This is a genomic window from Streptomyces sp. A012304 (genome assembly GCF_026008495.1).
Lineage (GTDB): Bacteria > Actinomycetota > Actinomycetes > Streptomycetales > Streptomycetaceae > Streptomyces.
Map to the genome: position 1 here is coordinate 154,673 of NZ_BQUN01000103.1, position 13,201 is coordinate 167,873.

13 protein-coding genes are annotated in these 13,201 nt (G+C 67.8%); 5 read left to right on the forward strand and 8 right to left on the reverse strand.

The annotated features are described in order from the left end of the window. Window positions 1-166: 166 nt before the first annotated feature. Entirely contained in the window at window positions 167-1,138 is a 972-nt protein-coding gene (locus ALMP_RS26420) for a succinylglutamate desuccinylase/aspartoacylase family protein (RefSeq protein WP_264932519.1), read from the forward strand. A 516-nt stretch (window positions 1,139-1,654) separates the two neighbouring features. Here the strand turns inward: ALMP_RS26420 and ALMP_RS26425 are convergent. From ALMP_RS26425 to dnaB, 3 genes are all read right to left on the reverse strand, one after another. Beyond that, window positions 1,655-2,338, reverse strand: a complete 684-nt coding sequence (locus ALMP_RS26425; protein ID WP_264932521.1) for a 1,4-alpha-glucan branching protein — start codon at window positions 2,336-2,338, stop codon at window positions 1,655-1,657. A gap of 178 nt (window positions 2,339-2,516) precedes the next feature. Then, complete coding sequence (locus ALMP_RS26430; protein WP_309299542.1) at window positions 2,517-2,828, reverse strand: LysR family transcriptional regulator; 312 nt, start codon at window positions 2,826-2,828, stop codon at window positions 2,517-2,519. A 406-nt stretch (window positions 2,829-3,234) separates the two neighbouring features. Continuing rightward, on the reverse strand, window positions 3,235-4,713 hold the full coding sequence (dnaB, locus tag ALMP_RS26435) for a replicative DNA helicase (RefSeq protein ID WP_264932523.1): 1,479 nt from the start codon (window positions 4,711-4,713) through the stop codon (window positions 3,235-3,237). Window positions 4,714-5,172: 459 nt separating this feature from the next. Here dnaB and ALMP_RS26440 point away from each other — a divergent pair, with 459 nt between their 5' ends. Next, window positions 5,173-6,510, forward strand: coding sequence for an MATE family efflux transporter (locus ALMP_RS26440; RefSeq protein WP_264932526.1), 1,338 nt, complete (start codon window positions 5,173-5,175; stop codon window positions 6,508-6,510). A 203-nt stretch (window positions 6,511-6,713) separates the two neighbouring features. On the opposite strand, the gene rplI is transcribed toward ALMP_RS26440, so the two are convergent. The 4 genes from rplI to rpsF all read right to left on the reverse strand — a co-directional run bounded on the left by rplI (window position 6,714) and on the right by rpsF (window position 8,461). Continuing rightward, window positions 6,714-7,160: a 50S ribosomal protein L9 gene (gene rplI / locus ALMP_RS26445; protein ID WP_264932528.1), complete on the reverse strand. Its 447-nt coding sequence runs from the start codon at window positions 7,158-7,160 to the stop codon at window positions 6,714-6,716. Window positions 7,161-7,178: 18 nt separating this feature from the next. Continuing rightward, the gene (rpsR, locus tag ALMP_RS26450) at window positions 7,179-7,415 is read right to left on the reverse strand and encodes a 30S ribosomal protein S18 (protein WP_003949403.1); all 237 of its coding nucleotides are present in this window, start codon (window positions 7,413-7,415) and stop codon (window positions 7,179-7,181) included. Between the two features lie 89 nt (window positions 7,416-7,504). Beyond that, window positions 7,505-8,089, reverse strand: coding sequence for a single-stranded DNA-binding protein (locus ALMP_RS26455; protein ID WP_264932691.1), 585 nt, complete (start codon window positions 8,087-8,089; stop codon window positions 7,505-7,507). Window positions 8,090-8,170: 81 nt separating this feature from the next. Then, window positions 8,171-8,461: a 30S ribosomal protein S6 gene (gene rpsF / locus ALMP_RS26460; RefSeq protein ID WP_004950685.1), complete on the reverse strand. Its 291-nt coding sequence runs from the start codon at window positions 8,459-8,461 to the stop codon at window positions 8,171-8,173. Between the two features lie 286 nt (window positions 8,462-8,747). Here rpsF and ALMP_RS26465 point away from each other — a divergent pair, with 286 nt between their 5' ends. From ALMP_RS26465 to ALMP_RS26475, 3 genes are all read left to right on the forward strand, one after another. Further along, window positions 8,748-9,059 carry a hypothetical protein gene (locus tag ALMP_RS26465; protein WP_264932723.1) on the forward strand — a complete coding sequence of 104 codons (312 nt, stop codon included), beginning with the start codon at window positions 8,748-8,750 and terminating at the stop codon, window positions 9,057-9,059. A gap of 208 nt (window positions 9,060-9,267) precedes the next feature. Continuing rightward, window positions 9,268-10,389 carry a peptidoglycan bridge formation glycyltransferase FemX gene (gene femX / locus ALMP_RS26470; protein WP_264932725.1) on the forward strand — a complete coding sequence of 374 codons (1,122 nt, stop codon included), beginning with the start codon at window positions 9,268-9,270 and terminating at the stop codon, window positions 10,387-10,389. 96 nt (window positions 10,390-10,485) lie between these two features. Then, window positions 10,486-11,517, forward strand: a complete 1,032-nt coding sequence (locus tag ALMP_RS26475) for an alanine racemase (protein ID WP_264932728.1) — start codon at window positions 10,486-10,488, stop codon at window positions 11,515-11,517. A gap of 88 nt (window positions 11,518-11,605) precedes the next feature. Here the strand turns inward: ALMP_RS26475 and ALMP_RS26480 are convergent, their stop codons facing one another. Continuing rightward, complete coding sequence (locus ALMP_RS26480; protein WP_264932730.1) at window positions 11,606-13,105, reverse strand: glycosyltransferase family 87 protein; 1,500 nt, start codon at window positions 13,103-13,105, stop codon at window positions 11,606-11,608. Window positions 13,106-13,201: the final 96 nt, after the last annotated feature.

Genomic DNA, 13,201 nt, shown 5'->3' on the forward strand with positions numbered 1-13,201 from the left:
AGCGAAAAGCGCCCCGCGGGCCGGCTTCTCCGGCCAGGGCTTCAAGCTCTCGCCCGGTATGGGCGGCATCTCCGCGGAGATCGCCCCGGAGCGCCGCGCCTCCCAGTCGTTCGACTTCATCACCACAATCGGCCGCTCCACGGCCTGAGTCAGAAAGAGGAAACACATGACCCTGACCATCGGCACGCTGAGGGCCGAGCCCGGCCGGAAGACCCGCGGGAGCCTGTCCGCCGACCTCGGCTCCACGACGGCGGAGGTCCCCCTGATCCTCGTCAACGGCTCCCGCCCCGGCCCCAGGGTCGTGATCACCGGGGGCGTCCACGGCGGCGAGTTCATCGGCGTCGACGCCGCCACCCGCCTGGCCGGGCTGCTGGAAGCGGACGAGGTCGCCGGCCAGCTGGTGATCTGCCCCGTGGCCAACCCCCCGGCCGTTTACGGGGGCAGGCTCAACATCTCCCCGCTGGACGGCGTCAACATCAACCGCGTCTTCCCCGGCGACAAGGACGGCGGCCCCACCGAGCGGATGGCGGCCTGGCTGTTCGAGAACCTGATCGACGGCGCCGACGCCTACATCGACCTGCACAGCGGCGGCATCGACCAGCACCTGCTCGACTTCGTCGGCTACCGCCTGACCGGCGACGACGAGCTGGACGCGAAGAACAAGGCGATGGCCCACGCGGTCGGATACGAGCGGGTCGTCTTCGGCACCAGCCCGGACGGCGGCAACAGCCACGCCGCGGCGAACCGGCAGGGAGTCCCCGCGATCCTCGTGGAGACCGGGCAGCTCGGCGACCGCGACCCCGCCACCGTGCGCAGGCTGCTCGACGCCCTGTACCGGATCCTGCACCACCTCGGTGCCATCGAGGCGTCGGAGCACGTCAAGCCGCCGACCGTGCAGCCGCGCGACTGGATCTGGACGGGCGACGTCGAGTCTCCGGCCGCAGGCCTCTGGTACCCGGACGCGGTCACCGGTGACGAGGTGACCGAGGGACAGACCATCGGCCGCATCATCGACCCGGTCGACGGCACCGAGCACAAGATCACCGCCATCGCCACCGGAAAGATCATCTACAACATGAACGGGCTCTCCGTCCGCCCCGGCACGCATCTCGCCGCCATCGCCGCCCCGCACCACTGACGGGCCGCACGCCCGCCCACTGATCCCATCCCCTACCCCACCGAGATGGCCCCATTTCACTCCTGCCGCGCGAAGGGACTGGTGAGGCCGCTTCGCAGGATAGCCGGGAGATACGCAGCGAGTTCGGTTGTTCAGAGGGCGGCACGGTGACTTGCTCCTCCGCTGCGGCGGAGGATAAGTGCAGCCGATATGAAGCAGAGCGTGAGACTGTGCAGCGAAATCTGAGACCCTACAAGGGGCTGTAGGATCTCACCGCTCGTGTCACAGGACAGCGCGCTGACCTGGTGGTCTGCAGACAGTCTCACTGCGTGACGGGGATGATCAGTCTCACGACCGTGGCAGATTCCTCCATGCAGCAATCAAGCACGGAGACGGCGCTCTTCTCGGTCCACTCACACCGTGCCCTCGTCCGGCAGCCCAGCGGTGGCTTTGACCTCAGCGATAAGTTCGGACACGCCCAAGGGCAGAGGCATCTGGGCAGCGTGACTCGGCTCGGCCGGATCGACTCCCAGTTTCTCAGCTGGCCCCAACAGCGGCAGCTTGTCCCCAGTTGTGCAAGACAACGAACAGCCCCCGCGCGCGGGTGCCATCCGGCATGTGCCAGGCACCGGCGACATGGCCAGTCGCCTCCAGTGGAAGGACAGGCGCGTTGTCTGGGGCGGCACGTAGGGCCCGATGCAGGCGGAGGGCCGGACCATGCGGTGCAGACAGCTCAGTGCACTCTCGGTGATCGATGGCAGTGGCGGTGAAGTCCATGCGGGCGGGGCTATCACCTATGTAGGAGCGGGTGACGTCCCGGTCGGGGATGTCGCTGGTGTTCTGGTCCTGTGCCTGGACCCGGCCCTCGATCAGAGCCAGCAACTGGGCCACCAGCACCGGGTCGTGGCAGCCGTCGTAAGCCCAGCGCCGCCCCAAAATCCCGTGCTTCATGGTGCCGACGAGGGCGTGCTCCGCCCCGTCGAGTGGGGCACCGCGATAGGTGAGCGGCACCATATAGGCGGTCGGCTGGGTGCCCGAGGTATCGGTGACCACCATGAACTCGATCCCGACCTCACCCTGGGGGTCGTCCAGCCGGAAGCCGCCGGCCTCGGCCAATTCCGGTTCGCCCGCGCCGCCGAAGTACCACGGCCGGGAGGGTAGCCAGGAGGTGAGCAGTTCTAGCTTGCTCGGCTTGAGAGCAACGTTGTGGATGACGGCCATGCCGAGGATTCTCCTCCGCCGAACGGGTGCGACCTTCGCATATTCCCACTGCGCGACGTCGGCATGGCGGTTCTTCAGCCGACAGGCTCCACGAGACAGGCCCCCGATCACCGCACTCCTGAACAAGCACGGCTGCGACCTTCGGGTCGGACATCAGAACGATCCAGTCATGACGCGATCAACTCGTGGCCTTGCGCCCCTTGGCCGGGATCTTCTGGGCGGCTGCGGCGACGCGTTTCCCGAATCGGGTCAGTTTCATGGCCGTGCCGCGTTCGGCCCGTTCGAAGAGGAGCTGTCCTAGGTCCGCTCCGAGGCGGTTGATCTGGATCACCAGGGTGGATTGGTGGATGCCGAGGTCTCGGGCTGCTTCAGTGAGGGTGGGGTAGGACCGAGCTGCCAGGAAGCGGGAGAGCCTCTGGCGTGCGTATGGGCTGGTGAGCGCTTTTGCGGAGGATGGCGGGGAGAGCGTCGGCTTCGATCGTGTCCGAATCCTCGGGACGGCTGGCTTGCTGGCTCGTCAGCTCGCTGGCTAACCACCAGCTGACGGAGGGCAGAACGCAAGCGGGGCGGGAGTGGCCGGCGCCCCGCTGCCATGCCGTCAGGCCGGCTCGGGTGTGGGCCTCTCGGTCCGGCTGCCGCTCAAGACATCCACGATGCGGAAGTCGTCGCGCTCCAGGGCCTCGACGATCGCCACGGCCATGCCGGTGAGCCTTGAACGCCTCCCGGGTTCCGGCCAGTCGTCGGCGCAGATTCGGTAGCGGGGCGGCATCAGGCCCCGCTCCCCATATGAGTGAAGGGCCTGACCTGCCAATCTCAAACTCGTGTCAGATCTGCCATCGCTTGGCCATCGACCGTGAGTTTTGGCCACGAAATCTGAGACCCTACAGGGGCGCCGATCAGGTCTGCGCCATGTCCACGAACCGCGAGTAGTGGCCCTGGAAGGCGACCGTGATCGTGGCCGTCGGGCCGTTACGGTGCTTGCCCACGATGATGTCCGCCTCGCCCGCGCGCGGGGACTCCTTCTCATACGCGTCCTCGCGGTGCAGCAGGATCACCATGTCGGCGTCCTGCTCGATGGAGCCGGACTCACGCAGGTCGGACACCATCGGCTTCTTGTCCGTGCGCTGCTCGGGGCCACGGTTGAGCTGGGAGAGCGCGATCACCGGGACTTCGAGCTCCTTGGCCAGGAGCTTGAGGTTCCGGGACATGTCCGAGACCTCCTGCTGCCGGCTTTCGCTGCGCTTGGAGCCGCCGGACTGCATCAGCTGCAGATAGTCGATGATCACGAGCTTGATGTCGTTGCGCTGCTTCAGACGACGGCACTTCGCGCGGATCTCCATCATCGACAGGTTCGGTGAGTCGTCGATGTAGAGGGGCGCGGACGACACCTCGGGCATCCGGCGGGCCAGACGGGTCCAGTCCTCGTCCGTCATGGTGCCGGACCGCATGTGGTGCAGGGCGACACGGGCCTCGGCGGACAGCAGACGCATCGCGATCTCGTTGCGGCCCATTTCGAGGGAGAAGATGACGCTCGGAAGGTTGTGCTTGATGGACGCGGCACGGGCGAAGTCCAGCGCGAGCGTGGACTTTCCCATGGCCGGTCGGGCTGCGATGACGATCATCTGGCCCGGGTGCAGGCCGTTGGTGAGCGAGTCGAGATCGGTGAACCCGGTGGGCACACCGGTCATCTCACCGCTGCGTGAACCGATCGCCTCGATCTCGTCGAGGGCGCCCTCCATGATGTCGCCGAGCGGGAGGTAATCCTCGCTGGTGCGTTGCTCGGTGACCGCGTAGATCTCCGCCTGGGCGCGGTTGACGATCTCGTCGACGTCGTCGTCGCCCGCGTATCCCATCTGCGTGATGCGGGTGCCGGCCTCGACGAGGCGGCGCAGGACCGCGCGCTCGTGCACGATCTCCGCGTAATACTCGGCGTTCGCCGCCGTCGGCACCGTCTGGACGAGCGTGTGCAGATAGGACGCGCCGCCGACCTTGTTGATCTCGCCGCGCTTGGTCAGCTCGGCGGCGATGGTGATGGGGTCGGCCGGCTCGCCCTTCGCGTAGACGTCGAGGATCGCCTGGAAGATCGTCTCGTGCGCGGGCTTGTAGAAGTCGTGGCCCTTGATGATCTCGACGACGTCGGCGATGGCGTCCTTGGACAGGAGCATGCCGCCGAGCACGGACTGTTCGGCGTCGAGGTCCTGCGGCGGTACCCGCTCGAAGGCGGTGCCGCCGCCGTCCCACTCGCCGTTGTCCCGACCCCGGTCGTGCTGTTCGTCACGGCCCCGGCCGCCGTCGCCCCGTCGCCGGGCGGAAGGAAGACGATCGCTGGGACCGCTGTCGGCCCACGGATCGTCCAAGGGCTCGGAAATGCTCACCGAGCCACCTCCTCCCGTCCGCGGAGCGGACCTCGCCGCGCTCTTCATTTCTACGGCACGACACTGACAACTAAGAGACCCAACTCCGGTTGTGCCAGGTCGGATTTGTGAGGTTTTCCGAGCCGGTGGGAGGAGCAGGCGCCGGACCACCGTAGGGCCGCGGGCACCGTCAGCCAATCTGGTTATCCACAGGCCGTGTGGACGACCGCCCAGATGCTGTGGACAACTCCGCAAAACCTGTGCACGACCCGGTGGACAGCGCTGTGAACAAGCCCTCGCCTTTCCCCATGGAACCTCTCTGACCTGCACTGTTGTCATCCACCGGCTGTGCAGAAGAAAAACTTCCCCAGTCGGGCCAAGATCGCTTCGAACGGTGCGCGAGAGGATACAGCCCGAGACCAAATGTAATAGTCATAGAGCAGTTGCATCTCTTACCTGTGGACGATTAGATTGATGCACATGACACAGGCTCCCGCGACCTCCCGGGCCACCCGTCGGCAGCACGACCGAGAGATCGTCGCGCTGGCCGTTCCGGCCTTCGGCGCGCTCGTCGCCGAGCCCCTCTTCGTCATGGTCGACAGCGCGATCGTGGGCCACCTGGGCACGGCCCAGCTCGCCGGACTCGGCGTCGCCTCGGCACTCCTGATGACCGCCGTCAGCGTCTTCGTCTTCCTCGCCTACGCCACCACAGCCGCCGTCGCCCGCCGGGTGGGAGCCGGCGACCTCCCGGCAGCCATCCGCCAGGGAATGGACGGCATCTGGCTGGCACTGCTGCTCGGCGCCGCCGTGATCGCCGTCGTCCTGCCGACCGCCCCCGCGCTCGTGGAACTCTTCGGCGCCTCCGACACCGCGGCCCCTTATGCCACGACCTATCTGCGTATCTCGGCGCTCGGTATCCCCGCCATGCTCGTCGTGCTCGCCGCCACCGGGGTTCTGCGCGGTCTCCACGACACGAGGACCCCGCTCTACGTCGCCGTCGCGGGGTTCGTGGCCAACGCCGCTCTCAACATGGGCCTCGTCTACGGCGCGGACCTCGGCATCGCGGGCTCCGCCTGGGGCACTGTCATCGCCCAGTGCGGCATGGCGGGGGCCTACCTCGCCGTCGTCATCCGGGGTGCTCGGCGGCACGGCGCCTCGCTGCGCCCCGACGCCGCCGGGATACGGGCCTCCGCCCAGGCCGGCGTGCCGCTGCTGGTACGCACCCTCTCCCTGCGAGCCGCCATGATGATCGCCACAGCGGTGGCCGCCCGACTCGGCGACGCGGACATCGCGGCACACCAGATCATCCTGTCCCTGTGGACCCTGCTCGCCTTCGCGCTCGACGCGATCGCCATCGCCGGACAAGCCATCATCGGGCGGTATCTCGGCGCCGACGACGCACAGGGCGCCCGGGACGTCTGCCGTCGCATGGTGGAGTGGGGCATCGCCGTGGGCATCCTGCTCGGCCTGCTGGTCGTGCTCACCCGGCCGCTGTTCCTTCCGCTGTTCACCGGCGACTCAGCAGTGAAGGACGCCGCGCTCCCGGCACTTCTCGTCGTGGCGCTCTGCCAGCCGATCAGTGGCATCGTCTTCGTCCTGGACGGCGTCCTCATGGGCGCCGGCGACGGGCCCTACCTCGCATGGGCCATGGTGCTCACCCTCGCCGTCTTCACTCCGGTGGCCCTGCTCATTCCGGCACTCGGCGGTGGCCTCACCGCGGTCTGGGCAGCGATGGCGCTGATGATGATGGTCCGGATGCTGACCCTCTGGCTTCGTGCACGGTCGGGCCGCTGGGTGGTCACCGGCGCGACCCGCTGAGCGTTTCACGTGAAACGCCGGTTTTCACGTGAAACATGGCAGTGCTCTCTGGTGTCCAGGAGCGGAAGCGGCTTGGCGGTGCTCTCTGGTGCGCCAGCACGCGGAAAGCGGCTCGGCCGGTCCTCTCCTGTACCGGAGCATGCGGAAGGGGCCGCACCCTGAGGGTGCGGCCCCTTCTCAGCTCTGCAAGCTGAACGCAGCGATCAGGCCGCGACGACCTCGATGTTGACCTTGGCGGCAACCTCGGGGTGCAGACGCACGGACGTCTGGTGGGCGCCCAGGGTCTTGATCGGCGCGCCGAGCTCGATGCGGCGCTTGTCGACCTCGGGGCCACCGGCGGCCTTGATCGCCGAGGCGATGTCGGCCGGGGTCACGGAACCGAAGAGACGACCGGCGTCGCCGGAGCGGACGGCCAGACGGACCTTCACACCCTCGAGCTGGGCCTTCACCTGGTTGGCCTGCTCGATGGTCTGGATCTCGTGGATCTTGCGAGCACGACGGATCTGCTCGACGTCCTTCTCGCCACCCTTGGTCCAGCGGATCGCGAAGTTCCGCGGGATCAGGTAGTTGCGAGCGTAACCGTCCTTGACGTCGACGACGTCGCCCGCGGCACCGAGGCCGGAAACCTCGTGGGTGAGGATGATCTTCATGTGTCGGTCACCCTTCCCTTAGCGCGCGGTGGAGGTGTAGGGCAGCAGCGCCATCTCACGGCTGTTCTTGACGGCCGTGGCGACGTCACGCTGGTGCTGCGTGCAGTTGCCGGTCACGCGGCGGGCACGGATCTTGCCGCGGTCGGAAATGAACTTCCGCAGCATGTTCGTGTCCTTGTAGTCCACGTACGTGACCTTGTCCTTGCAGAAAGCGCAGACCTTCTTCTTCGGCTTGCGCACAGGCGGCTTCGCCATGGTGTTTCTCCTGTGTGATCAAGAAGTTGGGGTACGCCCCGCCTCCGCCCGGAGGCCCGATGCGGTCCGTGGACCGCGGGCCCGAGGGTCTAGAAGGGGGGCTCGTCCGAGTAGCCGCCACCGCCGCCGGAGTTTCCTCCCCAGCCGCCGCCCTGACCGCCCTGATTGCCACCGGCGGGAGCGCCGGTCGCCCAGGGGTCGTCGGCCGGCGCGCCGCCCTGCTGACCGCCGCCGGGGCCGCCGCCCCAGCCGCCGCCACCCTGGCCGCCACCGCCGCCGAATCCGCCACCGCCACCCTGGCCGCCTCGACCGGAGGTCTTGGTGACCTTGGCCGTCGCGTTGCGCAGGCTGGGGCCGACTTCCTCGACGTCCAGCTCGAAGACCGTGCGCTTGACACCCTCGCGGTCCTCGTAGGACCGCTGCTTCAGCCGGCCCTGCACGATGACGCGCATGCCTCGCTGGAGCGACTCGGCGACGTTCTCCGCCGCCTGACGCCAGACCGAGCAGGTCAGGAAGAGGCTCTCGCCGTCCTTCCACTCGTTCGTCTGGCGGTCGAAGGTGCGGGGAGTGGACGCGACACGGAACTTCGCGACCGCCGCACCGGAGGGGGTGAAGCGCAGCTCGGGGTCGTCGACAAGATTGCCGATGACCGTGATGACGGTCTCGCCTGCCATGGGGGAACCTCTCGGCGGGTTTGCTGCTGCTGGCTGCTTGTGCTGCTACTCAGAATCCCGAGATCAGCTGAGCGGGAGAGCTCAGTGGGTCTCGGGGCGGAGGACCTTGGTCCGGAGGACCGACTCGTTCAGGTTCATCTGGCGGTCGAGCTCCTTGACGACCGCAGGCTCGGCCTGCAGGTCGATGACCGAGTAGATGCCCTCGGGCTTCTTCTTGATCTCGTACGCGAGACGACGACGGCCCCAGGTGTCGACCTTCTCCACCTTCCCGTTGCCCTCACGGACGACGGAGAGGAAGTTCTCGATCAGCGGGGAGACAGCGCGCTCCTCGAGATCGGGGTCGAGGATGACCATCACCTCGTAGTGACGCATGTGGAACCCACCTCCTTTGGACTCAGCGGCCACGGTCGTTCCGTGGCAGGAGGGTTGTGATGCGTACGCAACGGTATCGGCCGCCACTGACAATGGGGGGTCGGCTTACGACGCTCCCACTCTGAGCTGGGCGGAATCCCTGGCTGTGCCTGGGCAGACACCGGTGCAGACGGTACAGACTACCCGCATCGCGCTTCCGGTTGAAATCCGGCCGGGTGGACCGCCAATCTGTACACATCGGGTGTGTATGGCGCTACGATACGCCGTTTTCCGCAGGAGGTGCCCCATGGCACAGGCATTGCGACCCAACACCGCCGGATCCCTCTTCGCCACCGACGGCCGACCCCACCCCGTCCAGGACACGCTGATGGTCGTGACTCTGGTGCTCGGGGCGGTGTCCTTCGTCACGGCGATGTTCCACAGCCTGCACCTGCTCAGCTCCTGGACCGGTCTGGTGGGGATCTTCACCGGCGCGTACGGACAGTGGATCTCCGAGACCACCCGTGAGCGCTTCTTCCTGATCCTGGGCTTCGGTGCCGCCGCCGTCGGCTTCTTCCTCGGCATGGCCCACGGCGGACTCTTCGGCGGGCTCTGGTGACCTGACCGCCGTCGGCCGGCCATGGACACTGTCCTCGGCCGACGGCGCGCAGGACGTCTGCGAACCCTCCTGACGCCCCGGCCGCCAACTCGGCCGGGGCGAAGGTGCCGTACGCCCAGACGGGCTGCTCGCAAGGCGCAGTAGGCTTCGGCGCTAGAGCCGGAGCCCCTGTACCCATGGGGACACACCAGCCCGAGGAGCGCCCCGAATGAGCCTGACCCTGAGGACGATCAGTCGCGAGCAGCATCTGGCGTACATCCAGAGCCTGCCGTCGGCGAGCCACATGCAGGTTCCGGCCTGGGCCGACGTCAAGGCCGAGTGGCGTTCGGAGAGCCTCGGCTGGTTCGACAGCAGGACCGGCGAGCTGGTCGGCGTCGGCCTCGTCCTCTACCGTCAGCTGCCCAAGATCAAGCGCTACCTGGCCTATCTGCCCGAGGGCCCGGTCATCAACTGGTACGCGCCGAATTTGACCGAGTGGCTGGAACCGATGCTCGCGCACCTCAAGCAGCAGGGCGCCTTCTCGGTGAAGATGGGCCCGCCGGTGATCATCCGGCGCTGGGAGGCTCCCTCCATCAAGCAGGGCATCCAGAACCCGGACGTGAAGCGGCTGCGGGACATCGAGGCCGACTTCATCGAGCCGCGCGCCTTCGAGGTGGCCGACAAGCTGCGTCGCATGGGCTGGCAGCAGGGCGAGGACGGCGGCGCCGGTTTCGGCGACGTCCAGCCGCGCTACGTCTACCAGGTGCCGCTGGCGAACCGTTCCCTTGAAGAGGTCCACAAGAACTTCAACCAGCTGTGGCGGCGCAACATCAAGAAGGCCGAGAAGGCCGGCGTCGAGGTCGTCCAGGGCGGCTACCACGACCTTGAGGAGTGGCAGCGCCTCTACGAGATCACGGCTGTGCGTGACCACTTCCGGCCCCGCCCGCTGTCGTACTTCCAGCGCATGTGGACGGCCCTCAACACCGAGGACCCCAACCGCATGCGGCTGTACTTCGCCCGCCACAACGGCGTGAACCTGTCGGCGGCGACGATGCTGATCGTCGGCGGACACGTCTGGTACTCCTACGGAGCCTCCGACAACATCGGCCGGGAGTTCCGCCCCTCGAACGCCATGCAGTGGCGGATGCTGCGCGACGCGTACGCGCTCGGCGCGACCGTGTACGACCTGCGCGGCATCTCCGACTCGCTGGACGAGTCCGACCACCTCTTCGGCCTGATCCAGTTCAAGGTCGGCACGGGCGGTCAGGCCGCCGAGTACCTCGGTGAGTGGGACTTCCCGCTGAACAAGCTGCTCCACAAGGCGCTCGACATTTACATGTCGCGTCGCTGAGCAGGCACCGGCTGAGTCGATAATTTCGACGTCTCCGTCAGCTCCGACGGCTCTCAACCCTCTGACACACCCCCGAGAAAGGTTCCAGGTCCGGCCATGGCGCTCACGCTCTACGTCGACACCGCGCGCTGGCGGGCGCACCACAAGCACGTGCAGGAGCAGTTCCCGGGGCTCGTCCCGGTCTGCAAGGGCAACGGCTACGGCTTCGGGCACGAGCGGCTGGCGGAGGAGGCCACCCGGCTGGGCTCGGACATCCTCGCCGTCGGCACGACCTACGAGGCCGCGCGCATCAAGGACTTCTTCAGCGGTGACCTGCTGGTGCTGACGCCCTACCGGCGCGGCGAGGAGCCCGTGCCGCTGCCCGACCGCGTCGTGCGCTCGGTGTCCTCGGTCGACGGCGTGTACGGCCTGGTGGGCGCTCGTGTGGTGATCGAGGTGATGTCCTCGATGAAACGCCACGGCATCAGCGAGCAGGACCTGCCGCAGCTGCACGCCGCCATAGAGAACGTCCGGCTGGAGGGCTTCGCCATCCATCTGCCGCTGGACCGTACCGACGGCTCCGACGCCGTCGAGGAGGTCATCGGCTGGATGGACCGGCTGCGCGCGGCCCGGCTGCCGCTGCACACGATGTTCGTCAGCCACCTCAAGGCCGAGGACCTCATCCGGCTCCAGCAGCAGTTCCCGCAGACCCGCTTCCGCGCCCGCATCGGCACGCGGCTGTGGCTGGGCGACCACGAGGCCACCGAGTACCGCGGCGCCGTCCTGGACGTCACGCGCGTCGCCAAGGGCGACCGTTTCGGCTACCGGCAGCAGAAGGCGGCCTCCGACGGCTTCCTGGTCGTCGTGGCGGGCGGTACGTCGCACGGGGTGGGCCTGGAGGCCCCCAAGGCCTTGCACGGCGTCATGCCGCGTGCCAAGGGCGTCGCCCGTGCCGGCCTCGCCACGGTGAACCGGAACCTTTCACCGTTCGTCTGGGGCGGCAAGCAGCGCTGGTTCGCCGAGCCACCGCACATGCAGGTGTCCATCCTGTTCGTGCCCGCCGACGCGCCGGAGCCGACGGTGGGCGACGAGCTGGTGGCCCATCTGCGGCACACCACCACGCAGTTCGACCGAATCGTAGACCGCTGACCGCTGACCGGACCGGCATCAGCACGAAGGGCCGTACACGGGGTTCCGTGTACGGCCCTTCGCATGACCCAGGCGGTCACATGTTCGCTCAGGGCGAACCGTCGACCGCTGCCTGCTTGCCCCATTCCACCTGCGGCCCGTCCGAGTCGGCCGCCGGCCGTCGGGGACGGGCCGCCCCGCCGAGGACGAAGACGTCCTCCGCGCCGTCGAGCACGCCGCCCGAGGGGTCGTCGTCGCCGGACTGCCGCACCACGTCCCGCTCCGGCATCAGAATGTCCCGCACGACCATGACGCACAGGTAGAGCGTTCCCAGCAGGTGCACGCCGATGGCCCAGTGGTAGCCGTCGGTCGGCAGACCCTTGTGGGCGTCTCCGCTGGTCGTGTACGCGAGGTACATCCAGATCCCCAGGAAGTACGCCACTTCGCACGCCTGCCAGATCAGGAAGTCCCGCCACTTCGGCCGGGCCAGCACCGCCAGCGGCACCAGCCACAGGACGTACTGCGGCGAGTAGACCTTGTTGGTGAGGATGAAGGCCGCCACGATCAGGAAGGCGAGCTGGGCGAAGCGCGGGCGGCGCGGCGCGGTCAGGGTCAGCGCCGCGATACCCAGGCCGCTCAGCGCCACCAGCAGGGTGGCGAAGGTGTTGACGTTCTCGGTGGTGAGGGGGTCGCTGGAGTTCTGGGCCAGGATCAGCCAGAAGGAACCGAAGTCGACGCCCCGCTCCTGGCTGAACGTGTAGAACTTCGACCAGCCTTCGAAGGCGAAGAGCATCACCGGCAGGTTGACCACGAGCCAGGCCACGATCGCACCGCCGAGCGCGGTGCCGTAGTCCCGCCACTTCCCGGCCCGCCAGCACAGGACGAACAACGGCCCGAGCAGGAAGACCGGATAGAGCTTGGCGGCCGTGGCGAGCCCCAGGAGGACACCGAAGGCGAGGGAGCGGCCCCGCGACCACATCAGCATCGCCGCGGCCGTCAGAGCGACCGCCAGCAGGTCCCAGTTGATGGTGGCGGTCAGCGCGAAGGCCGGTGCCAGGGCGACCAGCAGGCCGTCCCAGGTCCGCCGGGCGTGCGTACGGGCCACGCAGATGGCGATGACGGCGGCGCAGGCCATCAGCATCCCCGCGTTGACCATCCAGTACCACTGCTCCTGGCGCTGGATGCTTCCACTGCCCGGGGTCAGCCAGTTGGCCACCTCCATGAACACACCGGTGAGAACCGGGTATTCGAGGTACTGCATGTCGCCGGGGAGCCTGTCGAAGTACGGCACCAGCCCGTCGGCGAATCCGCGCGCTTGGTAGAGGTGCGGGATGTCCGAGTAGCAGGCGTGCGTGTACTGGGAGCTGGCGCCGAAGAACCAGGCGCCGTTGTAGCAGGGCGCCTTCTGCACCATCCCGAGGGCGAACATCCCGATCGCCACGAGCGCGACGACCCGTACGGGGGTCCACCAGGAGGTCCCGGTCAGGGCTCGTCGTCCGAGAGGGCCGCCGATCAGCTCACTGCCGGCCGCGGCCACCTCGTCGTCCCTCGTCGGCCGCACCGGGTCCGGCTCGTGCGCGCGCGCTGGCGTCGATTCTGCACTGGGCATGGGCTCATCCTGCCGTACGCACCTAGGAAAACACCGAGGGCCGCCCCACCTGGTGCGGTGGGACGGCCCTCGTTTAACGTGAAACATCCCCATGTT